The 26,467-nt window shown below is 47.4% G+C and carries 22 protein-coding genes; 16 read left to right on the top strand and 6 right to left on the bottom strand.

Annotated features, from left to right (window positions below; genetic code table 11):
* Window positions 1–107 precede the first annotated feature (107 nt).
* Together prfA and ABD031_RS03740 are read left to right on the top strand one after the other, a co-directional pair.
* On the top strand, window positions 108–1,181 hold the full coding sequence (gene prfA, locus ABD031_RS03745) for a peptide chain release factor 1 (RefSeq protein ID WP_343848525.1): 1,074 nt from the start codon (window positions 108–110) through the stop codon (window positions 1,179–1,181).
* A gap of 84 nt (window positions 1,182–1,265) precedes the next feature.
* A complete protein-coding gene (locus ABD031_RS03740; protein ID WP_343848523.1) occupies window positions 1,266–1,790 on the top strand; it encodes a GNAT family N-acetyltransferase in 525 nt (174 codons plus the stop codon).
* Between the two features lie 138 nt (window positions 1,791–1,928).
* Here ABD031_RS03740 and ABD031_RS03735 read toward each other — a convergent pair whose 3' ends face one another.
* Window positions 1,929–4,742, bottom strand: a complete 2,814-nt coding sequence (locus ABD031_RS03735; protein WP_343848521.1) for a YCF48-related protein — start codon at window positions 4,740–4,742, stop codon at window positions 1,929–1,931.
* Window positions 4,743–4,876: 134 nt separating this feature from the next.
* On the opposite strand from ABD031_RS03735, the gene ABD031_RS03730 reads away from it, so the two are divergent.
* The 9 genes from ABD031_RS03730 to ABD031_RS03690 all read left to right on the top strand — a co-directional run bounded on the left by ABD031_RS03730 (window position 4,877) and on the right by ABD031_RS03690 (window position 19,388).
* Complete coding sequence (locus tag ABD031_RS03730) at window positions 4,877–5,530, top strand: Tll0287-like domain-containing protein (RefSeq protein WP_343848519.1); 654 nt, start codon at window positions 4,877–4,879, stop codon at window positions 5,528–5,530.
* A 265-nt stretch (window positions 5,531–5,795) separates the two neighbouring features.
* Window positions 5,796–8,966, top strand: coding sequence for a SusC/RagA family TonB-linked outer membrane protein (locus ABD031_RS03725; protein WP_343848517.1), 3,171 nt, complete (start codon window positions 5,796–5,798; stop codon window positions 8,964–8,966).
* 11 nt (window positions 8,967–8,977) lie between these two features.
* Entirely contained in the window at window positions 8,978–10,831 is a 1,854-nt protein-coding gene (locus ABD031_RS03720; RefSeq protein WP_343848515.1) for a RagB/SusD family nutrient uptake outer membrane protein, read from the top strand.
* 53 nt (window positions 10,832–10,884) lie between these two features.
* Window positions 10,885–14,229 (top strand): VCBS repeat-containing protein, encoded by a 3,345-nt coding sequence (locus tag ABD031_RS03715; protein ID WP_343848513.1) that lies wholly within the window; start codon window positions 10,885–10,887, stop codon window positions 14,227–14,229.
* 55 nt (window positions 14,230–14,284) lie between these two features.
* On the top strand, window positions 14,285–15,241 hold the full coding sequence (locus tag ABD031_RS03710) for a formylglycine-generating enzyme family protein (protein ID WP_343848511.1): 957 nt from the start codon (window positions 14,285–14,287) through the stop codon (window positions 15,239–15,241).
* Between the two features lie 19 nt (window positions 15,242–15,260).
* On the top strand, window positions 15,261–16,574 hold the full coding sequence (locus ABD031_RS03705; protein WP_343848509.1) for a Gfo/Idh/MocA family protein: 1,314 nt from the start codon (window positions 15,261–15,263) through the stop codon (window positions 16,572–16,574).
* A gap of 2 nt (window positions 16,575–16,576) precedes the next feature.
* Window positions 16,577–17,491: a hydroxypyruvate isomerase family protein gene (locus tag ABD031_RS03700; RefSeq protein WP_343848507.1), complete on the top strand. Its 915-nt coding sequence runs from the start codon at window positions 16,577–16,579 to the stop codon at window positions 17,489–17,491.
* Window positions 17,488–18,492 carry a WD40/YVTN/BNR-like repeat-containing protein gene (locus ABD031_RS03695; protein ID WP_343848505.1) on the top strand — a complete coding sequence of 335 codons (1,005 nt, stop codon included), beginning with the start codon at window positions 17,488–17,490 and terminating at the stop codon, window positions 18,490–18,492. The genes ABD031_RS03700 and ABD031_RS03695 overlap by 4 nt, the downstream gene beginning before the upstream one ends.
* A 161-nt stretch (window positions 18,493–18,653) precedes the next feature.
* A complete protein-coding gene (locus ABD031_RS03690) occupies window positions 18,654–19,388 on the top strand; it encodes a 1-(5-phosphoribosyl)-5-[(5-phosphoribosylamino)methylideneamino]imidazole-4-carboxamide isomerase (RefSeq protein WP_343848503.1) in 735 nt (244 codons plus the stop codon).
* Between the two features lie 39 nt (window positions 19,389–19,427).
* On the opposite strand, the gene ABD031_RS03685 is transcribed toward ABD031_RS03690, so the two are convergent.
* Window positions 19,428–19,721: a hypothetical protein gene (locus tag ABD031_RS03685; protein ID WP_343848501.1), complete on the bottom strand. Its 294-nt coding sequence runs from the start codon at window positions 19,719–19,721 to the stop codon at window positions 19,428–19,430.
* 143 nt (window positions 19,722–19,864) lie between these two features.
* On the opposite strand from ABD031_RS03685, the gene ABD031_RS03680 reads away from it, so the two are divergent.
* Window positions 19,865–20,203, top strand: coding sequence for a tRNA-binding protein (locus tag ABD031_RS03680; RefSeq protein WP_343848499.1), 339 nt, complete (start codon window positions 19,865–19,867; stop codon window positions 20,201–20,203).
* On the opposite strand, the gene ABD031_RS03675 is transcribed toward ABD031_RS03680, so the two are convergent.
* On the bottom strand, window positions 20,200–20,523 hold the full coding sequence (locus ABD031_RS03675; protein WP_343848497.1) for a Rieske (2Fe-2S) protein: 324 nt from the start codon (window positions 20,521–20,523) through the stop codon (window positions 20,200–20,202). The genes ABD031_RS03680 and ABD031_RS03675 overlap by 4 nt on opposite strands.
* Window positions 20,524–20,615: 92 nt before the next feature.
* On the opposite strand from ABD031_RS03675, the gene ABD031_RS03670 reads away from it, so the two are divergent.
* Window positions 20,616–21,359, top strand: a complete 744-nt coding sequence (locus tag ABD031_RS03670; RefSeq protein ID WP_343848495.1) for a lipocalin family protein — start codon at window positions 20,616–20,618, stop codon at window positions 21,357–21,359.
* A 52-nt stretch (window positions 21,360–21,411) separates the two neighbouring features.
* Here the strand turns inward: ABD031_RS03670 and ABD031_RS03665 are convergent, their stop codons facing one another.
* The 3 genes from ABD031_RS03665 to ABD031_RS03655 are packed head-to-tail and all read right to left on the bottom strand — an operon-like array spanning window position 21,412 to window position 24,269.
* Entirely contained in the window at window positions 21,412–22,554 is a 1,143-nt protein-coding gene (locus tag ABD031_RS03665; RefSeq protein WP_343848492.1) for a cysteine desulfurase family protein, read from the bottom strand.
* 33 nt (window positions 22,555–22,587) lie between these two features.
* Entirely contained in the window at window positions 22,588–23,982 is a 1,395-nt protein-coding gene (gene glmM, locus ABD031_RS03660; RefSeq protein ID WP_343848490.1) for a phosphoglucosamine mutase, read from the bottom strand.
* A 56-nt stretch (window positions 23,983–24,038) separates the two neighbouring features.
* Window positions 24,039–24,269 carry a hypothetical protein gene (locus ABD031_RS03655; RefSeq protein WP_343848488.1) on the bottom strand — a complete coding sequence of 77 codons (231 nt, stop codon included), beginning with the start codon at window positions 24,267–24,269 and terminating at the stop codon, window positions 24,039–24,041.
* Window positions 24,270–24,341: 72 nt separating this feature from the next.
* Here ABD031_RS03655 and mazG point away from each other — a divergent pair, with 72 nt between their 5' ends.
* The 3 genes from mazG (at window position 24,342) to ABD031_RS03640 (ending at window position 26,321) form a co-directional block, all read left to right on the top strand.
* A complete protein-coding gene (mazG, locus tag ABD031_RS03650; RefSeq protein WP_343848486.1) occupies window positions 24,342–25,142 on the top strand; it encodes a nucleoside triphosphate pyrophosphohydrolase in 801 nt (266 codons plus the stop codon).
* 211 nt (window positions 25,143–25,353) lie between these two features.
* Window positions 25,354–25,734, top strand: coding sequence for a RidA family protein (locus ABD031_RS03645; RefSeq protein ID WP_343848484.1), 381 nt, complete (start codon window positions 25,354–25,356; stop codon window positions 25,732–25,734).
* Between the two features lie 95 nt (window positions 25,735–25,829).
* Window positions 25,830–26,321, top strand: a complete 492-nt coding sequence (locus ABD031_RS03640; RefSeq protein ID WP_343848482.1) for a hypothetical protein — start codon at window positions 25,830–25,832, stop codon at window positions 26,319–26,321.
* The last annotated feature ends 146 nt before the right edge of the window (window positions 26,322–26,467 follow it).

Genomic DNA, 26,467 nt, shown 5'->3' with positions numbered 1-26,467 from the left:
TTGACGTAGTTCTTTGAGAATTCGCTACTGCTCAAACTTTTTATCACCAGACAGACTACTTCGCCTCCCGATAAATTCCCTACTTTTGCGCACCGAAGAAAACACCCATGCTGGATAAATTACAGGCTCTCAAAGATCGATTCGAAGAAGTAGGTCAACTCATTATTTTACCGGACTCCATGTCCGACATGAGCAAATACACCAAACTCACTAAAGAGTACAAGGATCTCGAGAAGATTGTCGCGGCTTTTGACGAATACAAGTTGGTATTGCAAAATATCGACAGCTCAAAGGAAATCCTGGAGAAAGAGAAAGATCCGGAGTTTCGAGAAATGGCCAAGGCCGAACTTGACGAACTTCGAGATCGAAAAGAGGTTCTGGAGGAGAACCTGAAGCAGCTTTTGATTCCCAAAGATCCAAACGACTCCAAGGATTGTATCCTGGAAATCCGTGGTGGAGCCGGAGGGGATGAAGCAGCAATCTTCGGAGGTGACCTATTCCGAATGTATGAGCGGTTTTGCGAAATTCAAGGCTGGAAATTGACGGTTTTGGATTTGACTTTTGGCTCGGCAGGTGGATACAAGGAAATTATTGCCACCGTTTCTGGTGCGGATGTCTATGGTATGCTAAAGTACGAGTCAGGTGTACACCGGGTGCAGCGGGTTCCTGCAACCGAATCTCAGGGACGCGTGCATACCTCAGCTGCGTCTGTTGCAGTTTTACCCGAAATGGATGAAGTTGAGGTACATCTGGACATGAATGATATCCGAAAGGACACCTATTGCTCCTCGGGGCCGGGAGGTCAATCGGTTAACACGACTTATTCCGCCGTGCGGTTGACTCACAATCCCTCGGGCCTCATCGTGACCTGCCAGGACGAAAAATCCCAGATCAAGAACTTCGAAAAAGCCCTCAAAGTATTGAGATCCAGACTTTACGAAATCGAACTGGCCAAACATAACGACGCCGTGGGTGCCCAGCGTAGGTCGATGGTGGGCAGTGGAGATCGATCGGACAAAATCCGAACCTACAACTATCCACAATCCCGAGTAACCGACCACCGGATCAACAAAACAGTGTACAACCTGCCGGACGTGATGAACGGATCCATTGAGGAATTTATTTCTGCACTTCGACTCGCCGAAAACCTCGAAAAAATGCAGGCAGGGGGCATTGAGTAGTTGGAACAGGCTTTGCAAGATTGAATTAAGAAGTTATATTGAACAAACAAACTGCCCTAAAACAGAAATAACCTAAGCATTTTTATGATTATCGGAGGAGAAAGAGAAATTAACCTAGTCACTTGGAGCGAGTCCCATTTTCATCCACTCTATCCTCTTGCCAACAATCCCAAGATTGCGATGAATCTGAGGGACAGCTATCCTCAGCCCTATACGATTCATGACGCCAGGCACTGGATCGAGCACAATCAAAAATTCAATCCCCCCCAAAATTTTGCAATAGAATATCAGGGAAAACTTGCCGGTTCTATCGGCTCAGAGCGCGGAAAAGACGAGCTTCGCACGAATGTAGAATTGGGGTTTTGGGTTGGTGAACCTTTTTGGGGAAAAGGAATTGCCACCGAGGCGGTGAAACTCTATACCAAGTATGTTTTTGAAAAATTTGATATTCATCGAATCTTCTCGCAGGTGTATGACTTCAACGGCGAGTCGATGAATGTTTTGGAGAAAGCGGGCTTTATCCCCGAAGCTATCTTGAAAAAGGCCTACATCAAGCGTGGAATTGTAGGAGATGTGTTCCAATATGTCATGATCAGGGACGAAGAATAATCTTCACCTTATTTTGGCCTTTTTTTCAGTGGCTGATCAAGCTCTCGATTGTATTTGCTGACATTCGATTTAATGTTCATTTTTCTTTCCACCTGCAAAATCTTTCTCTGTCATTTCTCGGGAAAAAACGTCAGGCATTTAACGCACGAGAACTTTCTTTGACAAAGCTCCATTTTTCCCCTGAAAGTGGATCAGCAGTAGGCCTTTTGGCAATCCTTGGAGATGTACTTCCTCTTGGCCGGCAGAGACTGAACGTTCTTTCACTACCTGCCCCATTGCATTCAGCACCCAGATGCTCGACCAAGAATCCAACCCGCTTGAGGTGATCGTCAGCTCTCCCTGACTTGGATTGGGATAAATTTTCAAATCGCCTTCAAGAACGGGCTCAAGCGCCGTGATAATATTCACATTGACGGACAAGATCCGCTTAGAGCTAAAACCGCACTCGTTTTGAGCTTCCACAGCTATCTCATAATCACCTTCTTTTTCCCAAACCATTACTATCTTACCACTACCCTGACCACTGAGGATTTTACCTCCTGTGTTAGAAATACTCCAACGGTAGTTGAGACCGACGACCGTCTCAATTTCATATACCTGCTCTCCCAGTCCCACTCTAGCTTCGCCGGAAATCCCCAATGGTGACTCCGGAGCGGCATTGACTTCTACTGTTTTCTGTATAGGTTCGGAATTCCCACATGGGTTTCTAAGATTGACGGTAACTTGTTGGGGGCCATTTTGATTCCAACTGACGTTTACCACATTGGTACTTTGTCCTTGAGTGATCTCACCTCCTGTGACTACCCAAGTATAAGTGACTCCGACGGTAGCGGGAATAGAATAGCTGTAGGAAGTACCCGTACAGGTAGCGCCCTCTCCTTCGATGCGTAGATTGGTGGGCGGTGGCGCAGCGACATTGACTTCCATTGAGGAAGTTTCGCCTGTTCCGCAGAAGTTGGATCGACTGACTAAAACTGCGTTTCTACCTGGGCTTGTCCATTTGACCTCTATTTGGCTCGTGCCTTGCCCGGAAAGTATGTCTCCACCATCAACTCTCCACACGATGTTGGAACCGGCTTCGGGTAGTCCCTCGATGAAATAATTTACGGTCGTCTGGCAGGATTCTGACTCACCTGTAATCTTGCCCAAGCTTCCAACTGGGGCGACGCAGATGTAAGATAAAATACTGCCGTCATCACCAGCAAAATACACTTTCTGGTCAGTCCCAGCACTCACGGAACTCAGGTTTCGGGTCGTTCCGGAGGGTACGGAACCCCAAGTGATGCCTCCGTCTGAGGTGACCAGCACAAGCCCTTCTTCTCCAGCAATGAATCCATAATTTTCCCCAAAGAAATCTATGGAGTTTAGTTTTTTGGAAGTGCCGGATTCAACTTTTTTCCAGGTTTTGGCTTTGTCATTCGTTCTCAAGATCACCCCTCCATCTCCAACAACGAACGCTCTGGTTGTGTCTATTTTAGCCAATGCATTTAGGTTTTCCTCCGTTAGTTTTGGTTGCGTTTCCCAAACACCGCCCCCATCGCTCCAGCTGATCTGGCCATGTTTTCCGATAGCAAATCCAAATTGATAGTCAAAAAACATGAGATCTTTAAGGTCTTCTGTTGTATTCGTGATTGCGGACTGATCCCACACATCACCGGACTCAAACGACTTTGCGATGTATCCCTGGCTTCCTGCCAAATAAAGCACATTGGGAGCAAAAAGGTAAAAACCGGAAATAGTTCGATCCGAGGGTGTGAAAACCGGCACCCAGTTTCTTCCGGCGTTTGTGGTCCTGAAGATCTTTCCGTTTACTGATCCGGTGTATCCAAAAGATGTATTCCAAAAATCAACCGTTTCGATAAGAATCGAGTCTGGAATAGGCCGATGAGTCAAAGTCACCGCACCATTCGTGGTCACGAAAAGACTTCCGTCTTCTCCACCTATAAATCCTGAATTGATATTCTTGAAATCGACACTCGTAAAGTTGTTTCGTATCCCAGCCAATAGTTGTCCCCAACTTGTTCCACTATCGGTTGACCTGATGAGGTATCCAGTTTGGCCAACCACTGTCGCAAGATTGCTAGCTGGAACAAAGGTAATCCCCTTTAGACTGAGCTTGTTTGTGGCTCCGAGGCTAGGTTTAGTAAATGAGCTTCCCGAATTGGCCGTTCTTACAACAGTCGCCAAATCGCCCACCGCGGTTACGATCCTCACATCCACTGGGCTGATTGCAAGCTTCCTAAGCGTGTTGGTGGTGAGCGAATTCAAAATTGCCCAAGAAACTCCACCATCAGTTGTTTTTACAAACCTTCCATTTTCTCCAACGGCGTAGCCAATCATTTCACTTGAGAAAGCTATACCGTGCAGTGCATCGTTTTGTGTCAGATTTGAAAGTGTCCAGCTATCGCCACTGTCCAAGGACTTCAGAATCGCCCCTCCATCGGCAGCTATGAATACGGTGTTCGCAGTGGCATAGGTAATGTCATAAAGGTCAACCGAGGATCCACTCAATATTTTCGTCCAAGTCTCTCCGGTATCGCTGGATTTCAGAATTTCCCCGTTTTCGCCCACAGTGATAAGGTCGGACGGAGAGGATATCGCGATGCTCAGCAGGTCGTTTTGGCTTCCTGAATCCTTTTTTTCCCAACTCTTGCCTCCATCGAGTGTACGGTATATGGATCCTTTTTCCCCCACAGCCACCGCTTTCCCCCCCTCCAAATAGACCACGTCGTAGAACCTCAGGTCGAATTTTTGTAAAACCTCCTCCCAAGTAAGCCCGCCATTTCCTGTTCGAGCGATTAGATGTTCCCCGACCATGATTCCATCTTGATTGTCAGCCCATGCAATTGCCTCAAAGTCAAGCCCCCAGCTATGCATACGGGTCAGGGTCTGACCAAAGGTTTTTGATGAAACAAGCAAGAGGATAAAGGAAACAGACAAAAGTCTTTTCATGTACTTCAATGATTGAACCTACTTCGGTGTAACTTGTGATGGGTGATCATGAGCCGGTACGATCCAAGATAAATAATTGACTTTACCTGAATTCTTCAATAGCGTCATAAATTTATGGTTTAATTGACACTGCCATGAAAAAAATAATGCGTTATGTTTCTATACCATTTTTAATGTTAGCCTGTGGGCCTCAAGAGCGGATATCCAAAGACACTTTTGAGCAGGTGAATGAAGCGATGGATGTCAAACGCTTTACTGAGGCTGAGATCCTTGAAGAAGCGATGGCCTGGGGAGATTCGATCACCAACGAGGCTCAGGCTCAATTGATCTCAAACCTTCAGAAAGCCATTGCCGAAAATGGAACTACGGGAGCATTGGAGTTTTGCAATGTGCAGGCTTTGCCGATCCTAGAGAAAACTGCAAATCACTATCAGGTTGGTATCCGGAGGGTTTCAAACCGAAACAGGAATCCATCCAATCTACCTAACGAGGACGAATCCCCGATCTTGGATGCCTATGAATACACTGCTGAAAATAATGGCAAAAGTGATCCCAATATCCAGAAAATTGAAGAGGGGGCGGTTTTTCTATACACCAAACCGATCACTATTCCCGGTAAATTTTGCCTCAGCTGTCATGGTACACCGGGCCTAGACATTGATGCCCCGACCGCACAAAAGCTTGCTCAGCTATACCCCAATGATAAGGCAATTGACCACAAAGTCGGCGACCTAAGAGGGATGTGGTCTGTCAGGATTCCTAAGAAAGAGGTGGTGAAACGGCTTTGATCGAAGCCTTCAATTTTGGCTATCACAATTCTTATTTTTCCTGTTAAAATCCCAATAAAATGAGATGATAATTGGGGAGTGAATATTTTTCTCTTGACTCATCTAAGGCTACCTATCGTAAAACCTTCCTCAATTATTGAGTAATAATAGTTGGACCGTTTGTATATATGGCATAATACAGTCAGTTTTTGGCAACAAACAGGTACAGTTTTGGGCAGAAAATAGAGGACATTGTAGTTTAATTTTCATTAACCCAAAACTGCCTATGAAAATCTCTACTCATGTCAGGCTATTCTGCCTGTCATTCTTGACGTGCCTTCTCTTTTTGGGCACCGCACAGGCCCAGACCCGGGAGGTGTCTGGTGTTGTCATCTCCGGCGAGGATAATTTGCCACTTCCGGGAGTTTCCATTCTCCTTAAAGGTTCCACTTCAGGTACGGTTACCGATGTGGACGGTAAATTCAAGATCGCGGTTGATTCTGACCAGTCCGTACTGGTATTTTCCTTTATCGGCTTTACTACCCATGAGCTTGTAGTCGGTGCGCAGAGTGTATTTGATGTACGACTTGCACCTGATACTAAATCCCTAGAAGAAGTGATCGTGGTAGGATACGGTGAGCAGAAGAAGGAAACCATCACCGGTGCCGTAGCTACTGTTAAAGGTGGCGAACTGGCCAAGTCTCCTTCCGTCAACCTATCCAACTCCATTGCCGGTCGTATGCCGGGTGTAGTTGCGGTCAACAGAAGTGGCGAGCCAGGAGCCGATGGTTCCTCCATCCGAATCCGTGGATCCAATACCTTGGGTAACAACGATGCGTTGATTGTAATCGATGGAATTCCGGCTCGTTCGGGAGGTATTGACCGCTTGAATCCTAACGACATCGAAAGCATCTCCGTATTGAAGGATGCTTCAGCGGCGATCTACGGATCTCGGGCCGCCAACGGGGTAATTCTCGTGACTACCAAAAGGGGAAAAAGCGGTGTTCCGGAATTGACCTTCCAGGTCAATCAGGGCTGGGCTCAGCCTACGGTAATTCCAGAACTAGCCGATGCAGCTCAATATGCAGGCATGTTGAACGATTTGGACATCTATGCACTGCCTACCAGTGAGTGGGCAGCCGCCAACCAAGCCTATAAGCAAAACGGCGAGTATACCCGTCCAAATGGACAACTCAGAAGTGCTCCGTATAGCCCTGAAGAAATAGAGCTGTATAAAAATGGCTCTGATCCTTGGAATTACCCAAATACCGATTGGTACGACGCGACGTTGAAAAACTGGTCTCCTCAGACCCGAATCAATGCGCAGCTGGTAGGTGGTACTGACAATGTGAAGTACATGACGTCCATCGGTTATCAAGACCAAGATGCATACTATAATAATTCTGCGACTGGCTTCAAGCAATATGATATCCGATTGAACTTGGATGCTACCATCAACAAATACATCAAAGTCGGTGTCGGTATTCTGGGGCGAGAAGAACGCCGATACTACCCAACCCGTGCGGCAGGTGCGATCTTCCGAATGCAGATGAGAGGCAAGCCCAATCAGCCAGCCTACTGGCCAAACGGCCTTCCGGGACCGGATATCGAGAATGGTGAAAACCCGGTGGTCATCACCACTAATGCTACTGGATACGACCGTGATACCCGAGATTATTTCCAAACCAACGGTACCTTGGAGATCAAGATTCCCGGTGTGGAAGGTTTGAAGATCACCGGAACTGCGGCTGTGGATAAAACCATGCAGTTTAACAAGCGTTGGGAGACTCCATGGATCTTGTACCAGATGGGTACGGGGTTTGAGGACGATGGAGTGACACCGAAATTGGTGCCTTCCAAGCGTGGCCCAGCGGAACCAAGATTGACTCAGTCAAACGCAAATAAGCTAAATGTTCTACTGGGTACAGTTGCCTCCTATGATAAGGTAATCGCAGATAGCCATACGATCAACGTGTTGGCCGGTTTCAATAAGGAAACTGAACAAGGTGACAACTTCAACGCGTTTAGAAGATACTTCCTGTCCACTGCCATTGACCAGATGTTTGCCGGTGGTGACTTGGAGAAAAACAACGGAGGTGGAGCTTATGAGCGTGCTCGTCTGAACTACTTCGGACGGGTTTCCTACAACTACAAAGAGAAATATCTGGCGGAGTTTCTCTGGAGATATGATGGCTCTTACATCTTCCCTGAAAACACACGATACGGCTTCTTCCCTGGTATTATGTTGGGTTGGGTAGTTTCTGATGAAAGCTTCTGGCAAAACACGTTGGGCAAGACCTTTGATTTCTTCAAGGTCAGAGGATCTTGGGGACAACTTGGAAACGACCAGATTTATTTTGGTGGCGTACTTCAAGAGTATCAGTTCTTATCCACTTATGGCTTCAGTTCCTACATCGTAAACGGTCAGGAAGTGAAGACACTACTCGAGAACAGAGTGCCAAATGATCGGATCACCTGGGAAATTGCCAACAACTCCAACTTGGGTTTTGAAGGCCAATTCCTACAGGGCAAGATCTTCTTCGAATTTGACCTGTTCTATAATAAGCGGACCAATATTCTCTGGAGAAAAAATGCATCGGTTCCTCAAAGTACAGGTCTGATCTTACCCGCAGAAAACATCGGTGAAGTCGAAAACAAAGGATTTGATATCAATGTAGGCTACCGTGGCAATTTTGGGCCAGTGACCTTCTCTGCATCAGTGAACGGAGGCTATGCTAAAAACAACATTCTTTTCTGGGATGAAGCTCCTGGAGCTCCAGAATGGCAGATGTCAACCGGCAGACCAATGAATACCTTCTTGGTTTATCAATACGACGGGGTTTTTGCAACTCAAGAAGACATCGACTCGGAGCCATTGGATTACAGTGCAATTACCAACAACCTGCGGCCTGGCGATATGAAATACCAGGATTACAACGGAGACGGTAAGATCACAGATCAAGACCGAGTGAGAATGGATAACAATGACATTCCGACGTTCCAAGGAGGCATCAACCTGAATATGGCTTGGAAGAATTTTGACTTGGCTGTCTTGTTCCAAGGTGCAACCGGTGCACGTACCTATGTCAGTGCAGGTGAATCAGGAAACATCGGTAACTTCCTTTTAGATATCACTGAAAACAGATGGACCATCGACAATCCAAGTAGCGTCGATCCACGAATAGCCAACAGAAATGACCAATACTATTCTGGAGGCAACACGTACTGGTTTAGAAGCTCGGACTATATCCGTTTGAAAAACTTCGAGCTCGGCTATAATTTCCCGGCTCATATCACTGAAAAGGCCGGAGTGAGAAATCTGAGACTCTATTTCAATGGCATCAATTTGTTCACTTGGGACAAGTTGAAGGTGTACGATCCGGAATCTGCCAACGCAACCGGACAATACTATCCTCAAGCTAGAGTCATCAGCACAGGTCTTAACGTCACTTTCTAAAATTGTGAATCATGAAAAGAATCAATAATTATTTTGCAATTCTGCTCGCGACATGCTTCACGCTTACAGCATGTAACGACGACTTCCTTAATACCAAGCCACTAGGTGAAGTAGATGAGACTAGTGTATGGACAGATATCAATCTGGCGGAAGCTTTTGTCGTAGGTATCTATTCAGGATTGGGCAATGGAGGTTTTGACGAGCAGATGCTCGCATCTCTAACAGACGAATCGATGTTTACCCACCCGGGTAGAAACATCAACACGATCACCGAGTCGCGTTCCAATCCGGAGAATCCAGGTTGGATAAACGGAACACTCTCTTGGAACAACATGTACCTCCGAATCAGAGCGACGAACCTTGCCATCGAGAAAATGACGGACGCAAAATTCCCGCACACTGGAGCGAGTACGGATAGACTGATTGGCGAGGCAAAATTTATGAGAGCCTACTATTATCATCAGCTTCTCAGATATTTTGGAGGGTTCCCGATTGTTGATTTCGCCTACAAATTGGACGCTGAAACGTTCTTGGCTGCAAGGAATACCTTTGAGGAATGTGTCAACTTCATTATTAAGGATTTGGACGAGGCAGCTACCTTGCTCACCGGCCAATCTGCAATCCGAGGTCGTGCGACCAAGACTTCGGCTTTGGCATTGAAGTCCCGAGTATTACTCTATGCGGCAAGTGACCTGCATGACGGACCTACAGCCGCTGCCAAGTCTCCGGATTTGGCGGGTTATAGCAATCTGGCTTTGCTTGCTTACCCTTCTGGCAACAGAACGGAAAGATGGCAAAAAGCCCAAGCTGCCGCCAAGGCGGTACTTGATGCACACACAGGAAACCAAATGGGTCTCTCTGCGCCAGTCGATCATGCCACAGGTATCCAAAACTACATCAACAACTCCATGGCCAGAAACGGCGGGGAGGCGGAGATCCTTTTGGGTAGATACTTTATCAACCTGAAGCAGGAAAACGGCGGTCGTCAAGGACTTTTCAACGGGCCAAACGGATACAACAACTGGGCTGGAAATACCCCGGTTCAATTGTTGATTGACGACTACGAGATGATGGACGGAACCAAATTCTCATGGAGTAACCCGGCTCATGCAGCGGCACCTTATGAAAACAGAGATGCTAGATTCTATGCTTCTGTCATGTATGATGGATCACAATGGAAGCCAAGATCCTCGGCCAACCAATCTAGAGATCCATTGGGTCAGATTCAGACTGGTACATATGACATTACCGGAGGTACCGGTACCCACTTTGGTTTGGATACCCGTAACAGCCCGATTGAAGACTGGAATGGTTCCTATACCGGCTACTACTTCCGTAAGTTCATCGATGCGAACCCTGCGATTGTAGATCAAAATACTTGGCAGCAAGTCCCTTGGCCAGTACTGAGATATACCGAAGCAGTCTTAAACTATGTGGAAGCATCGATCGAATTAGGGCAGGAAGCGGAAGCAAAAGCTTGGCTCAACCAGATCAGATTCCGTGTAGGGCAGCCTGCTATTACTGAAACTGGAGACGCCTTGAGGCAGCGATATAGAATGGAACGTCGCATCGAGATGGCCTATGAAGAGCAGCGCTACCATGATACTCGACGCTGGATGATTGCAAACGAGACACTTGGGCGACAAGCTAATGGAATAAGCATTACCGGCACTTTCAAGCCTGGTAAAACGCTTAGTCTATATCGCTATGATCCGGAAATCTACAATTACGTCTATAAAGTAATCGATATGGATCCGGGTAAGGAAAACCGCGATTGGCTGGATAAGATGTATTATTTGCCAATTCATCGAGATGAGATGAACCGAAATACTGAACTGGTTCAAAATCCGGGATACAATAACTAATCCTGATTAACTTTCTGAGCTATCCCGTCTGGGGTAGCTCAGATTTTATTTCTATGAAACTATTTCGATTACCTTTTTGCCTGATTTGCTTTTCCTGGCTGATTTTCTCCTGCGAAAAAGATGAACAAGCGAATACACAAGAAGCCCTCCCTCCCTCCGATCCTATCTTTCGCTTGCTTTCGGCAGGTTCCAGCGGAGTTACTTTTTCCAATCCCATCGAAGAAGATCTCAATCTAAACGTACTCATGTATGAATACCTCTACAATGGTGGAGGCGTAGCTGTCGGTGACCTCAATCAGGACGGTCTCGATGATATCTACTTTTCGGCCAATGTGGGCCAAAACCAACTTTACCTCAACGAGGGAAACCTCAAGTTCAAAGACATTACCCAAGCCTCCGGTGCGACCGGCCGGCCTGGACCATGGAAGACTGGTGTCGTCTTAGTTGATATCAACGGCGACTCCAAACTTGACATTTATCTCTGCCACTCCGGTGCCTTGATGCCGGAGAAACGCAAAAATGAGCTTTTTGTAAATCAAGGAAACAACACCGAGGGAATCCCACAGTTTAGAGAAATGGCGGAGGAGTTTGGGATTGCCTCAGAATCGACCACCACCTCTGCGGCTTTTTTCGACTTTGACCTCGACGGGGACCTGGATCTCTTTCTCCTGAACCACAATACCAAATCCATCGAAAACCAGGATCCGGCTGTGACCCGGGCGCTCATGAAAGACAAGCATGAGGCGGGATCCCAGCTCTTCGAAAACCAAAGTGGCAAGTTTGTAGAAGTCACCGAAAAAGCCGGTATCTCCAGCTCTAGCCTTTCTTATGGCTTGGGTGTCTCAGTAGCAGATATCAACGCCGACGGCTGGCCGGATATCTACATCGGCAATGATTACTCCATGCCGGATTACCTCTACATCAACCAGAAAAACGGAAAGTTCAAGGACGAAATCCAGTCGATGCTGGATCATGTTTCCCACTTCTCCATGGGCAATGACATCGCCGACATCAACAATGACGGCCTGCTCGATATTCTGACGCTTGACATGCTTCCTGAGGACAATACCCGGCAGAAACTTCTCCTGTCTCCGGACAACTTCGAGCTGTTTCAGCTCAATCTAGACCGGGGATTCTACTACCAATACATGCGCAATATGCTCCATCTAAATGCCGGAGATGGAACATTCCAAGAAATCGGGCAGCTCTCCGGAATCTCGAATACAGACTGGAGCTGGTCAGCACTTTTCGCTGACTTGGATTTGGATGGCTGGAAAGATCTCTATGTGACCAATGGCTACCTGAGAGACTACAACAACCAGGACTTTTTGAAATACATGGACAATTTCGTGCGCACTTCCGGCGGGCAGCTGAAGCGTGAAGATTTGCTGACTTTGGTCAAGTCCATGAGTTCTTCCAATCTGAAGAATTACAGCTTTCGCAATCGAGGCGACCTGAATTTTGAAAATGTAGCGAACACCTGGGGATTGGCCGAAAACAGCAACAGCAGCGGTGCGGCCTACTCTGATCTGGACAATGACGGAGACTTGGATCTCGTTGTCAACAACATCAACGCTCCGGCTTTTATCTATGAAAATCTTGCGGTACAAAAAGCCAAGGGCAATTTCCTGAGAATCGAGCTCAAAGGTGAAGGGCAAAATACACTCGGTCAAGGCGCACTGATCAAAGTCTTTTCCGCAGGGAAAATCCAAGTGCAGGAGCAAAATCTCTACCGTGGATTCCAATCGTCTGTGTCTCCGACCTTGGTTTTCGGTTTGGGATCCAACTCAAAATCCGATTCAATCCTCGTCACTTGGCCGGGTGGAAAAGTTTCCAGATTGGTCGACTCACCGACAAACCAAACGCAGGTCATTTCGCAAGAAGAGGCTGGAAAAAGCCAGTCGTCGAAGCCTGAAATAATCAATGGATTATTAACCAGCGCGGGCAAAATATCCTTGCCCCAAGCCAATGCCGTGAATGACTTCAAGCGTCAGCCCCTCTTGAGTTTTGAGATTTCCGGAAACGGAAAAGCGATGGTTTTGGAAGACTTCAATGGCGACGGAATCGCTGACCTTTTCGTGGGTGGTGGAGCCGGGATCAGTGGACGGCTTCAGTTGGGACAAAAAGACGGGCAATTTGGACGACCGGATTCCCAACCTTTTCTGGCGGCAGCAACAAGCGAAGACACGGATGCGCTGAGTTTCGATGCCAACGGAGATGGATTTTCGGATCTTTTGGTTGCAAGTGGGGGAATGCATGATTTCAACATTGGCGACCCGACGCTGCTTGCTCGTCTATATTTGAATGACGGCAAAGGGACGTTTACTCTTTCTGCAAATGCAATACCTACAGAAGCTTTTCCGATCGGTTCCTTGATTGCCGCGGATTTTAGCGGGGACGGGATTGCGGACATTTTCGCCGGAGGCCGCATTGTTCCCGGCCAATATCCGACTTCTCCTGGTGCGAGAATTTGGGTCGGAGACGGTAAGGGGAACTTTACGGATCAAACCACTACTCTGGCACCAGATTTCAAAAGCCTGGGCATGGTCACAGATTCCGGTTTGGCGGATTTGAATGGGGATGGTCAAGAGGAATTGATCGTAGTCGGCGATGCAATGCCGATATCGATCTTCGCAAGATCTTCTGCTTCTTGGGAAAATGCAACCGCCGAATATTTCGAAAATCCACAGGTAGGATTCTGGTCTGACTTGCTGATTGCGGATTGGGATCAAGATGGAAAGCCGGAATTATTCATCGGAAATCACGGCCGAAACTCCCAGCTTTTCGCCAACGACACGCACCCTTTGGAGCTGCTTTTCAAAGATTTTGATGCGAATGGTTCCACCGATGCGATCTTGGGCTATTATATTCAGGGTGAAAAATATCCTTCGTCCAGCCGCGACGAGATCCTCGGTCAGGTGCTTTTCCTTAAGAAGAGATACCTGGACTTCAAGAGTTTTGCGGGAGTTAAGATGGAGGAGCTATTTACCGCCGAGGAACGAAAGGATTCTCGTTCGATCTTTGTCAATACGCTGGAGACGAGCTATTTTGTCTTGGCTCAAAGCGGTAAATTCCAATCTAAACCGCTTCCGATTCAGGCGCAGCTGGCTCCGGTTTTGGCCAGCGCTTCGGCGGATTTGAACGGAGATGGAAATCTTGATTTAGTTTTCGGAGGAAATCTCTTTGACACCAAGCTCAAGTTTGGACGCTACGATGCCAACCACAGCACTGTCTTCCTCGGAGATGGCAAAGGCGGATTCCAAAATCTTTCTGCACAGCAGTCTGGACTTTCGCTGAAAGGAGAGCTGCGAAAGATCGAAGTATTGGGAGGATATTTACTTTTTTACACCAAAGACAAAGGAATTGACCTTATGAAATACCATCTATCAAAAGAGTAAGCCCATTAGTATCAGAACCGTGTAAATTTAATTTTGTAATTGCCCCTACTAAACCATGAAAAAATACCTTGCAGCTTCCGGCTTGATTCTCATGAGCTTTCAGCTGAATAAAAGTGGAATCTTTGAAGCATATACCCAGAAAATTCCCGGCACTGAGGTGACCTTTGATCTCGCCCCGATTCCTGCCGGATCATTTCAGATGGGTTCAACAGACCCAAAATCTCCTGATCAAAGACCGATTCACGAAGTGACCCTCGATGCGTTTTGGATGGGGACTCATGAAGTGACTTGGGACGCGTTTGAGCTTTTTCTCGACAAGCATTACGAAGAATCCATGACTGAAGGTGGCGTGCCGGAGATCGTAGATGGCTTGACCCGACCCAGTTTGCCCTATTTGGACATGACGTTTGGGATGGGAAAAGAAGGCAAGCCCGCCGTTGGGATGACCCAATACGGTGCGCTTCAGTATTGTCGTTGGCTCTATCTGAAAACCGGGATTTTCTATCGCATCCCTACCGAAGCAGAATGGGAATATGCGGCCCGTGCGGGATCCAAGGATCGTTTTTTCTTTGGAACTGATCAAGAAAAACTAAGCGAGTATGCCTGGACTGCCACCAACAGCGAAGGTCAAACACAGCCTGTTGGCAAAAAGAAGCCGAACCCTTGGGGGCTGTTTGACATCTATGGCAACGTGCAGGAATGGACAATTGACTTGTACGAGCCGGATTTCTACAGTAGATCCGGCAAGGAGAATCCCGTTAATATTGCCGAAAAACTCTACCCGCACGTCGTGAGAGGGGGCAGTTTCAAAACTCCAGAAAGCGAAATCGGTTCGCCTGTGCGGGCTGTGTCTGATCCGTATTGGAAGCGTATCGATCCGCAGATCCCAAAGAGCCAATGGTGGTTTCCAGAGGCACCCTTTATCGGTCTGAGAATCGTGCGGCCGCTTAATCCCCCGTCTTCCGAACAAATCAAAGCCTACTACGAGCAAGCACCTATCGCTGATTATTGAACTTGAATTAACCATAACTATGAAAAACCTGAATTCGAGAAGAGACTTTCTCAAGACATCCGCCCTGGTGACAGGCGGCATGATGGCACCTTCATTTTTGGTGCCCGGAGCCTACGCTGCTCCCGCAAATGAACTGAAACTTGCCGTGATTGGCTGCGGCGGTCGGGGTACAGGAGCTGTTTTCCAAGCATTCAACACCGGTCATCCAATCAAATTGGTAGCGATGGCTGATGCATTCCAAGACCGCTTGGACAATAGCTACAAAGCGATTTTTGACAAGTATGGCAAAGACAAAGTGGACGTTCCTGAGGAAATGAAGTTTGTCGGTTTTGACGGATACAAGAAGGCAATGGCTGCCGCGGACGTCGTGATTTTGGCTGCACCTCCAGGCTTCCGTCCTTCTCACTTTGAAGAAGCTGTAAACCAGGGCAAGCAGATTTTTGCAGAAAAACCAATGGCAACGGATGCCGCTGGGATACGAAAAGTATTGGCCGCGGCTGAAGTGGCAAAAACCAAAAAACTAAACGTGGTCGTCGGCCTACAGAGACGCTATCAAAGCAATTACATCGAGGTAATGAAGCGAATCGAAGACGGGCAGCTGGGCGAAATCGTCGGCGGTCAGGTCTATTGGAATGACGGTGGCGTGTGGATCAGAGAGCGCAAGCCAGAGATGACTGAGATGGAGTACCAGATGAGAAACTGGTATTACTTCAACTGGCTTTGCGGAGATCACATCACCGAGCAACACGTACACAACATCGACGTCGCCAACTGGGCTAAGAATGGCTATCCGGTGAAAGCCGAAGGTACCGGTGGACGTCAAGTGCGAACCGGAAAGGATACCGGAGAGATCTTTGATCACCATATCCTGACCTATACTTATGCGGATGGATCGGTAATTCACTCCGAATGCCGCCACTTCCCAGGAGCCGCCAATCGTGTAGATGAGACATTCCAAGGAACAAAAGGCAAAGTCTATCTCAGCGCTGGCAATCATGGCAACATGACCGATTGGAAAGGCAACGCGCTCTACACTCACGACAGAGAAAATCAAGCCAACCCCTACCAAACTGAGCACGACGAGCTCTGGGGAGCAATAGTCAAAGGCGAATACAAATTTGCCGATGCGGAACGTGCCGCGAAGTCAACCATGACCGCAATCATGGGTCGCTATGCCACCTACTCTGGAAAAGTCCTGACTTGGGACGAGGCGTTGAGCGGAACGGTTGATCTGTTCCCTGATACCTTGGCTTGGGATGCCACGCCAAAGCTCGTACCAAATCCAGATGGCTACTATCCACATGCTGTTCCTGGCAAATCTAAAGTTATCTGATTATGGAAAGAAGGGGATTTATCAAGCGAATGGGCTTAGGCAGTGCTGTTTTGGGCGCAGCCGGAGCAATGAATTTTCCTGCCTTTGCCGGAGAAAATGCAGCAGCACCCACATTCAAGATGGACTTTGCACCGCATTTTGGGATGTTCAAAAACTCGGCTCCCGGTGGCATAGTCGATGAATTGAAGTTTATGGCGGATCAGGGTTTCAGATCTTTGGAAGACAATGGCATGCTGAAAAGATCCGTGGCTGATCAAGAGCTAATCGGCAAAACGCTGAATGATCTCGGAATGCGCATGGGCGTTTTTGTGATCGAAGGAGGAGACAATTGGAAAGTATCACTGACTACCGGCAAGCAGGAGTTTATGGATACATTTCTAAAAACCTGCAAGGAATCAGTCGAAGTTGCCAAGCGTGTGGGAGCCAAATGGGCGACCGTAGTACCAGGCTATTTCGACAGAACGCTTCCAATGGGTGTGCAGACTGGAAATGTCATCGAAGCCTTGAAGCGGGGGTCTGAGATCCTCGAACCAGCTGGCTTGACGATGGTTTTGGAGCCTTTGAGCGACAACCCGGACTTGTTCCTTCGCCACGCCGATCAAACTTACATGATCTGCAAAGCGGTCGGTAGTCCAAGCTGCAAGATCCTCTACGACATATACCACATGCAGCGAAACGAGGGTAACCTGATTGCGATGATGGAGAAGACTTGGAGCGAGATTGCCTATGTGCAGATCGGCGACAATCCGGGCCGAAAGGAGCCGGGAACCGGCGAGATCAATTATAAAAACGTCTTCAAATTCATCGACTCCAAAGGTTTCAAAGGAGTGATGGGAATGGAGCACGGCAATGCTTTGCCTGGAGTGGACGGCGAAAAAGCGCTGATCGAGGCTTACCGAAAAGTAGATCTTGGATGAAAGGAATGATGCTTGTGGCTTTTGGGATCATGTGGGCGTTTATCGCTCAAGCTCAAGGGCCCCAATGGAATGAGATTACAACACCAGTGAAAGCCTCCCTCAGGGGGCTTTCACCCGTTTCGGACAAAATCTGTTGGGCAAGTGGTAGTAATGGCACTTGGCTGAAGACCATGGATGGCGGACTGACCTGGGAGCATGGCGTGATCGCCGGATTGGACACGGTTGATTTCAGATCCATCCAGGCCTTTGATCAAAACACTGCGGTGGCAGCTTCCGCCGGTCAGCCGGCCGTGATCTACAGAACAGTGGATGGAGGGAGGTCTTGGAGCAAAGCCCATCAGGAAGAGGCCGAAGCAGCGTTCTTTGACGGGATCAGTTTTTCCAATAGAAAGAATGGTTACGTGATCGGTGATCCTGTTGAAGGAAAATGGATGATTTTGGAAACCGAAGATGGCGGAAAAACTTGGCAATCATTGACGAATTTGCCTGACGCGGAGATTGGCGAAGCTGCTTTTGCGGCAAGTGCGTCTTCGTTGATAGCTGACAAAACTGGATTGATTTTCGGTACGGGAGGGCCCGTTTCCAATCTCCATTTTTACAGGTTTAAAGATTGGACTTGGACTAAGGTAAAAACCCCGATCCTCCAAGGCGAACCTTCTCAGGGAATTTTTGCGATAGCATCGACTGAAGCCGGACTTGTTGCGGTTGGAGGAGACTATACCAAATTGGAAGACCGAGAAAAGCATGCATTTATTTACAATGACGGATCTTTTGAGTATCCAATTGCCATGCCCCTCGGATATCGCTCAGGACTGGCCTACTGGAAAAAGAAAAATCTGACCATCGCCGTAGGACCTTCTGGCTCGGATTTTTCCACAGATGGAGGAAAAAGCTGGAATGATTTTTCTCCCACAGGCTATCATGCAGTGAAGACTTCTCCGGATCAAAAGGCAATTTGGGCGAGTGGTAGCGGGGGAAGAATCGGTATTTTGATTCCCTGAAAAAGCAAGTGTTTTACTGCCTCAAGAGCAGAGAATTACGAAGTCGTTTTTCTGAAATAGGCAAGTTTTGGATCAACCGGACTTTTTATACAGCCCGTCAGTAGTATATTTAAGCAGGTAATTCCCGAAAATCCCATTTTAATCCTGACGAATTTAGACCCATGTTTGAAATTATTCCCTCCATTTGGATTATCGAAGGCAAGTGTGTCCGCCTCAAAAGAGGCGATTTTGCGACACAGGAAGTGATCTCAAACAATCCTCTCGAGATCGCTCAAGCTTTTGAAGGTATTGGTGTCAAGCGACTTCATTTGGTCGATCTTGATGGTGCGAGACGCGGGGAACCGAAGAACTACCACATATTAGAGGCAATCGCGGGATATACCGAGCTGAAGGTTGATTTTACGGGGGGCGTATCCACGGATGGAGATGTGATCAAATGCTTCGAATTTGGTGCCAAAACGGTTACCATTGCTTCAGCAGCAGTAAATTTTCCCGAGCGCTTTGCCCAATTTCTGCTTTCCTACGGAAGGGAAAAAATCAATCTTGCGGCAGACACCAATCCAGAAGACCATAAAATCAAGACTCGCGGGTGGCTGAAAAAGACCGAAATCGACCTGTTCGACCACATTGAGTTCTTTTACGAACGTGGGCTCAAATACCTGAAATGCTCCGACGTGACTCGCGATGGCGTGATGCAGGGACCGAATTTCGAGCTTTATTCGGATATTTTGGAAAAATTTCCATCGATCCACGTTGCAGCCTCCGGAGGAGTGAGAGGAGTCGATGATTTTAAACAGCTCAGAGACATGGGTCTCAAAGGAGCTGTATTCGGCCGGGCTTATTACGAAGGAAAAATCAGTCTGAGTGAGCTGGAAAAGTTTATTTCAGAGGAATAAAAAAAGAGGCTTTCGGCCTCTTTTTTATTCTGATTGGATTTAGTCCGCTTTGAATTTGTCGACAATGTACAGGAAGATGTTGAATGACAATGTGGAAGGTGATTCACTCTTTTTGACTTCCTTGTCTAACACCACCCCACCAGCTGGCAAATCTCTCTTTACTATTGCAGTGGGCTTAGCACTTGCTGCGCTTGGCTTCGCAGAGAACGCCGGGGTGATAGGATTGTCCTGAAGAAAACTATGATCTTCCAAAACCACCCGGTCATTGACTTTTGAATTGTTTTCCTCCCCTTTTTCAGCTTCTGACTGTGCAGAAGCATCTATCGCGATCATAGTCAATCCCAAAATTGCCGCGCTGAGCAAGAGAGTTTTTTTAAAATGAAATCCTGAGAATTTCAACATTGGTTAGATTAAAATAGTGAGTTCGTATTACAGGGCGCAAATAAATATTCTTAAAATTAAAAAAAAAAATCACTATGCAAGCGATTGACTTCGAAGATTTCACCAAAATAGACTTGAGGATAGGGACGATAATTCAAGCAGAAGTATTCGAGAAAGCCCATAATCCGGCATACAAAATTTGGATAGACCTTGGGTCAGATCTTGGTATCAAAAAATCATCGGCTCAGGTGACTCATTTTTACCAGCCAGAGGATTTGATAGGCTTGCAGGTGCTGTGCGTCTGCAATTTTAAGCCCCGTCAGATTGCTGATTTCATGTCTGAGGTGCTAGTTACCGGATTTACCGGCTTGGAGGGTGGGATCGTCCTAGCAACCGTAGAACGTCCTGTGCCCAATGGCCAAAAGCTCCTTTAGGGAATCGTGATTTTCAAACCGTCCGGATTTATTGCGGTTTTGTATACTTCCAAGTCGCCGCATGAGCCTGAGCGGATACTGCCGGTTGTCAAATCGAATCGATACTCGTGGAGCGGACAGATGATTTCGTTTAGTCCATTGATGTTGCCCTGCACTAGGGAGGCACCTCGGTGTGGGCAATGCGCCTGAAACACAAAAACCCTTTCGCCGATCCTTACAGCGGCCAGATGTTTTTCTCCCAACTGAAGCATTTTGATCCTTCTTTCGGGGAAAAGATCATAGACCTGTTCTCTGCTGTTTCCAAGGCTGTATTCTTTCATCTGGTGCCAATCGAAACGCAAAATAACCATCTAAGCTCGAGAACTTTGTTTTTTTGCCAATTACTGTTCAAATTCCGAAAACTGAAAAACACATGAAAAAATATTTGCTATTACCCCTTCTCCTTTTAGCCGGCTGGGCAAGTGGCCAAAGTCTAAACGGAGCTTGGAAGTTGGTGAGTCAAAACGGAAAGGCTGTGACGGCGCAGGAATACGTCAAAGTTTATCAGGATGATTACTTTGCTTTCGGAGCGAAAAATGTAGCTGACAACGCCTTCATTGGCGCAGGAGGCGGGCCATACAAGTATACAGATGGTAAATATTCTGAGACCTTGGATTTCTTCACTTTGAATCCCGCTCAGGTTGGGACGACCACTCCGTTCAAAATCGAATTGAACGGAAATAAGCTGACGCTAACAGCCAATACGAACGACGGAATGCTGGTTGAAATCTGGGAGAAAATCTCTGACACAAAAGACGACTTGACTGGGAACTGGGTAATCACAGGAAGGAAGCGGGATGGAGAGATCTCCAGATCGACCCCCGGAGCACGCCGTACGATCAAGATTTTAAGCGGTGGTCGATTCCAGTGGATTGCCTTTAACTCAGAGACGAAAGAATTCTCCGGAACGGGTGGCGGAACCTACACCGCTGTCAACGGAAAATATACCGAAAACATCACCTTTTTCTCTAGAGACAATAGCCGCGTGGGAGCCAGCCTTGGATTTGACTTTGAGGTCATCGACGGAGAGTGGCACCACAGCGGATTGAGCTCGACGGGTTCGCCCATCTATGAAATCTGGACTCCGTATGCGATTGGATATACCCCTTCAAATTGAAGCTAGCTAATTCCGGATACGAAAAAGGAGCCTTCTGAGCTCCTTTTTCGTTTTAAGCTTCTACTAGGTAGAGGTCTTTCAATTTTCCGACGGCATAGTCTACGTCTTCAAGTGTATTGAATCTGCTGAAGGAAAACCTCACCGAGTCTCGCTCAGGTTTATGATTCAGGGCTCGCAACACATGCGATCCGACCGTTGCTCCCGAACTGCAAGCCGAACCACCTGAAGCAGAGATACCCTCCAGATCCAAGTTGAAAAGTAGCATACCGCTGTTGGCAGCTGATGGCGGCAAGCTAACATTGAGCACGGTGTACAAGCTTCTATCGAAATCGGCGGAAAGACCGTTGAATTCTACCCCTGGGATTTCCTGAAGCAGCTTTTCGATAAAGTGCCTCTTGATCGCTTCGATCTTGGCTTGGTGTCCGGCCATGTCCTCGTAGGCAAGTTCGAGTGCTTTTGCGATGCCGATGATGCCAATGACGTTTTCGGTCCCACCGCGCATATTTCGCTCCTGTGCACCACCGTGGATGAAAGGATGGATTTTCTTGTCTTTTCTCACATAGAGAAAACCGGATCCCTTTGGCCCATGAAACTTGTGTCCTCCTGCGACTATTGAATCGACAGGCAAAGTCTTCATATCGTGGACGTAATGCCCCATGGTTTGCACCGTGTCTGAGTGGAAAAAGGCACCATGCGTTTTTGCCAATTCTCCGATTCGAGTCAAGTCATTGAGATTGCCTATTTCATTGTTGGCGTGCATCAGTGAAATCAGACTTTTGGGGTTGGCTTTGAGAAGCTCTTCCGCTTGGTTCAGGTCGATTTCGCCAGTCTCGTTGACATCGAGGATGCTGAGTGTGATCTTGCCTTTTTTCTCCAAAACCTCCAGTGTGTGAAGTACGGCATGATGCTCCAATGGGGAGGTGATCGCGTGGGTGATCCCGTGACTTTCGATCCCGCACACCAAAGCAGTGTTATCAGCTTCAGTCCCTCCTGAGGTGAAAAAGACCTCAGATGGGCTAGCATTGAGCAATTCCGCTACTTTCTTTCTCGATCTCTCAATGGCAGTGCGCACCTCTCTTCCGTGGCTGTGAACCGAAGATGGGTTGCCAAAGTGATTTTTCATAAAAGGCAGCATGGCTTCGATCACCCGATCGTCCATGGCTGTCGTGGCGGCATTGTCAAAATAAACGTTCATCATACTTGGGTTTGGGGACTCGGTATTCGGCAATTAGATCAGAGAAGCACTTACCACTTCCTTGATATCTTGGATGATTTTCTTGGCCAGATGCTCTGCGGTTGCTTCGGAATCTGACTCAGAGTAGATGCGGATGATAGGTTCTGTATTTGATTTTCTTAGGTGAACCCACTCTTTTTCAAACTCGATTTTTACACCGTCGATGTCGTTTATCGGATGCTTCCGGTATTTGGATTTGATCTCCAAAAGAATCTTGTCTACGTCAATCTGCGGAGTCAATTCGATCTTGTTTTTGGAAATATGATAGCTCGGATAAGTCGCACGCAACTTGGAGATGGACTTACCGAAATTTGCCAAGTGCGTCAAAAACAGGCCGATTCCCACCAATGCGTCACGGCCGTTGTGAGAAGCGGGATAGATGATGCCGCCGTTTCCTTCACCTCCGATGACGGCATTTACCGCCTTCATTTGAGTCACGACGTTAACTTCGCCCACTGCTGCAGCGGTGTATTGCCCGCCGCGTTTTTCGGTCACATCACGCAGGGCGCGCGTTGAAGAAAGGTTGGAAACGGTGTTTCCGGGAGTCTTGGAAAGCACATAATCAGCCACCGCAACCAAGGTGTATTCTTCTCCAAACATGGATCCGTCTTCGTTGACGAATGCCAGTCTGTCCACATCTGGATCGACAACAATGCCGAGATCAAAGCTTCCTTTTTCCAGCTTCTTCGAAATGTCACGGAGGTTTTCCGGAAGCGGTTCAGGATTGTGGGGAAAATGGCCATCAGGCGTGCAATACATCTCTTCAATCTCGGTCACACCCAGTGCTCGGAGCAATTTTGGAATGGCGATACCTCCAGTAGAGTTCACCGCATCGACCACGACTTTGAAGTTTCGGGCTTTGATCGCCTCGACGTCCACCAACTGCAGACTCAAGACATGTTGAATATGGCGCTCGATGTAGTCATCGATTTGGGTGTACTTGCCGAGCTTTTTTACTTCTGCAAAAGTGAAGGCTTCCTTTTCGGCTTTGTCCAAGATGGCTTTTCCTTCTTCGTCAGAAATGAACTCTCCTACCGAATTGAGAAGCTTGAGTGCGTTCCACTGGACAGGGTTATGGCTGGCGGTAAGAATGATACCACCACCGGCGTTTTCTAAGGGAACTGCCAACTCCACGGTTGGCGTAGTGCTCAGTCCAAGGTCAATGACGTGGATACCTAAACCCTGAAGGGTCGCTGAAACCAGTTTGGAGACCATCTCGCCGGAAAGGCGGGCGTCTCGACCGATGACCACTTTTGGATTGTTGGTTTTCTCTATAACCCAAGCCCCGTAGGCTGAGGCGAATTTTACGACATCGATAGGAGTTAGACCTTCACCGGCTTTGCCCCCGATGGTTCCTCTTATCCCGGAAATAGACTTAATAAGCGACACGAAATGATAGTTTAATGCGAATGTGATGTGAAAAATTGGCTAAAACAGGGAAGTAATTATTTGAATTTGGCCATGACTTTGTCAACCTCATTGTTTGGGTTGGCGCAGTCGGCAGAGGAATCCACTGTTTTGCCACATAGGCTGCAGGTGACTCCCTCCTGGTTGAGATAGGGACTTTGGGAGGCACAGGTGCCTTTGAATTCGCCGTTTTTGAGGAATAAGAGGCGTACGGACATTAAAACAAAGAATAATGCCACGAATCCTACGGTAATGAATACAGTTGTCATAACGGATAAATTTGCGCAAATTTAAAGCTTTACTTCGAAAACGTCCATACTTTCAGGTTAGTTTCCCCGCCCATGTCAAAATTGAGTACCCGGCCCGAACAACTCACTGCTTTTGATCGCTTATTGACGATCATGGATGAGCTGCGGGCTCAGTGTCCTTGGGACAAAAAACAGACTACAGAGAGCCTCAGGCACTTGACGATAGAAGAAACCTTCGAGCTATCCGACGCGATCTTGGAAGCAAACCCGGAAGAAATAAAAAAAGAACTCGGCGACCTCCTGCTTCACATCGTATTTTACGCCAAGATCGGATCAGAGGAAGGTAACTTCGACATGAAAACTTTGATCGATTCGCTTTGCGAAAAACTGATCCGGCGCCATCCCCACATCTACGGCGACATAGAGGCAAACGATGCGGAGACGGTCAGCCAAAATTGGGAAAAAATTAAACTGAAAGAAAAAGGCAATGTCTCCGTTTTAGGAGGAGTGCCGAAGTCCTTGCCGGCAGTGATCAAAGCCATGAGAATCCAGGAAAAAGCCCGCGGAGTCGGCTTTGACTGGGAGGAAAAAAGCCAGGTATGGGAGAAAGTAGAGGAGGAAATGCGGGAGTTCAAGGCTGAATTCAACGTAGCAGGCAACAAAGAGATCGATCAGGCGAAGGCCACCGGAGAATTTGGTGATCTGTTGTTTTCGCTGATCAACTACGCCCGATTCATCGACATTGATCCTGAAGAGGCACTGGAGCGTACCAATCTGAAATTCATCAAACGTTTTCAATACTTGGAAAATGCAGCTAAAAATTCCGGCAAAAACCTCAGCGAAATGACACTGGCAGAGATGGACGTCCACTGGAACGAGGCAAAGAAGCAGTAGTCAGTGCTTAGTTCATTTTGCCGCACTTTAACTTCCCATTCTTTGGGAGGGGAACGCGTAGGATCACAGGCGTGTCAGTCCGGATTTTCAATGGGGGAACGGAGTCGAAACCCTTTCGAACTACCGATATTAGCAGTATTTAACTCCAGCGTGTTGAACCTAACGTCTAGTGCCTTAATAGATAGCGAATAACCTTTAACCCTTACCCCCAATGCCGAACCAAATCATCTTCACTCCAGAAGCTCCCGCCCCGATCGGGCCTTATTCACAAGCTGTACTGGCGGGGAATACGCTTTACATATCGGGTCAGATCGCTCTGGATTCAGATACAGGTGAGCTGATCAACGAAAACATCACCGAAGAGACTCATGCTGTGATGAAGAACTTGGAAGCCGTCCTTCGCGCTGCGGATTTTGGCTTTTCCGACGTGGTGAAATGCAGCATTTTCATCAATGACATGGGTCAATTTGCGACTATCAACGAAGCCTACGGCCAATACTTCAAAACCAATCCTCCGGCGAGAGAAACCGTTGAAGTAAGCAAGCTTCCAAAGAATGTAAATGTGGAAATCTCCTGTATAGCTGTGAAATAACCTTGGAAAAAGCTTCTGACGCCGGGGAATGATTGCTCAGAGCATTGCATATCGCCAATAGAAATCACATTATAATCCTATGAAATAGTTAAACTGTGAACCTCCTGCCCATCCATAACGAAACCTTAGTCAGCGCACTTTCAAAAAAAGAGGTGTTGGGACAATTGTCGCGGGTGACTCGGGAGGTGAATTTTCTGGATGCAAGAACTCAGGGAGACCACAAAATCTATTTTAATGGGATGATCGGCCGTGAAGGATTCCATATTTCCCGGACGATCAAACGGGGTGATTCCTTTCTCCCGCTAATGACCGGAGAGATCGCATCCACTCCTCGCGGCAGCATAATTTTTGTCAAATACAGCCTTTTTCCAACCACCGTTTTTTTTCTGGCGTTTTGGAGCATGGTGTTGCTGGCATTTGCGGGTTACTATTTTTTTGCAAAGCAAAATTTAACCTACGGCAGCATCTGCCTCGGATTGGCAGTATTGAATTATTGCTTGGGAATCTTCTTTTTCCATCGGCAGGTAAAGGCTTCCAAGGAGGTGTTTCATGACCTGATCAATCTTGAGATGAAGGGGAAGGAATAGGCAGTTCGCAGTCGCTTGATCAGTAGGCGGCGTAAGAACCTTTCAGGTTTCTAAAACCTTGAAGGTTTGACAAAGTAGTCAACCGTCCAGGAACAGCGGTCGACAGCCGTTCAAAAGAGGATTTGAAGCTTCAATCCGAAAACATA

The sequence above is a fragment of the Algoriphagus jejuensis genome (assembly GCF_039523455.1).
GTDB classification, from domain to species: Bacteria; Bacteroidota; Bacteroidia; order Cytophagales; family Cyclobacteriaceae; genus Algoriphagus; species Algoriphagus jejuensis.
Note: the sequence above shows the minus strand (reverse complement) of the source record. Positions and strands in the feature narration are given on the sequence as shown.

Excerpts from the sequence above, each read along its gene's own strand:
- ABD031_RS03695 (WP_343848505.1), top strand. The coding sequence starts at position 17,488 with ATGAAAGGAATGATGCTTGTGGCTTTTGGGATCATGTGGGCGTTTATC.
- ABD031_RS03705 (WP_343848509.1), top strand. The coding sequence starts at position 15,261 with ATGAAAAACCTGAATTCGAGAAGAGACTTTCTCAAGACATCCGCCCTG.
- ABD031_RS03685 (WP_343848501.1), bottom strand. The coding sequence starts at position 19,721 with ATGATCGCGATAGATGCTTCTGCACAGTCAGAAGCTGAAAAAGGGGAG.
- ABD031_RS03715 (WP_343848513.1), top strand. The coding sequence starts at position 10,885 with ATGAAACTATTTCGATTACCTTTTTGCCTGATTTGCTTTTCCTGGCTG.
- ABD031_RS03665 (WP_343848492.1), bottom strand. The coding sequence starts at position 22,554 with ATGAACGTTTATTTTGACAATGCCGCCACGACAGCCATGGACGATCGG.
- ABD031_RS03730 (WP_343848519.1), top strand. The coding sequence starts at position 4,877 with ATGAAAAAAATAATGCGTTATGTTTCTATACCATTTTTAATGTTAGCC.
- ABD031_RS03690 (WP_343848503.1), top strand. The coding sequence starts at position 18,654 with ATGTTTGAAATTATTCCCTCCATTTGGATTATCGAAGGCAAGTGTGTC.
- mazG (WP_343848486.1), top strand. The coding sequence starts at position 24,342 with ATGTCAAAATTGAGTACCCGGCCCGAACAACTCACTGCTTTTGATCGC.
- ABD031_RS03675 (WP_343848497.1), bottom strand. The coding sequence starts at position 20,523 with ATGAAAGAATACAGCCTTGGAAACAGCAGAGAACAGGTCTATGATCTT.
- ABD031_RS03710 (WP_343848511.1), top strand. The coding sequence starts at position 14,285 with ATGAAAAAATACCTTGCAGCTTCCGGCTTGATTCTCATGAGCTTTCAG.
- ABD031_RS03735 (WP_343848521.1), bottom strand. The coding sequence starts at position 4,742 with ATGAAAAGACTTTTGTCTGTTTCCTTTATCCTCTTGCTTGTTTCATCA.
- ABD031_RS03725 (WP_343848517.1), top strand. The coding sequence starts at position 5,796 with ATGAAAATCTCTACTCATGTCAGGCTATTCTGCCTGTCATTCTTGACG.
- ABD031_RS03655 (WP_343848488.1), bottom strand. The coding sequence starts at position 24,269 with ATGACAACTGTATTCATTACCGTAGGATTCGTGGCATTATTCTTTGTT.
- ABD031_RS03645 (WP_343848484.1), top strand. The coding sequence starts at position 25,354 with ATGCCGAACCAAATCATCTTCACTCCAGAAGCTCCCGCCCCGATCGGG.
- ABD031_RS03720 (WP_343848515.1), top strand. The coding sequence starts at position 8,978 with ATGAAAAGAATCAATAATTATTTTGCAATTCTGCTCGCGACATGCTTC.
- ABD031_RS03740 (WP_343848523.1), top strand. The coding sequence starts at position 1,266 with ATGATTATCGGAGGAGAAAGAGAAATTAACCTAGTCACTTGGAGCGAG.
- ABD031_RS03700 (WP_343848507.1), top strand. The coding sequence starts at position 16,577 with ATGGAAAGAAGGGGATTTATCAAGCGAATGGGCTTAGGCAGTGCTGTT.
- prfA (WP_343848525.1), top strand. The coding sequence starts at position 108 with ATGCTGGATAAATTACAGGCTCTCAAAGATCGATTCGAAGAAGTAGGT.
- ABD031_RS03670 (WP_343848495.1), top strand. The coding sequence starts at position 20,616 with ATGAAAAAATATTTGCTATTACCCCTTCTCCTTTTAGCCGGCTGGGCA.
- ABD031_RS03680 (WP_343848499.1), top strand. The coding sequence starts at position 19,865 with ATGCAAGCGATTGACTTCGAAGATTTCACCAAAATAGACTTGAGGATA.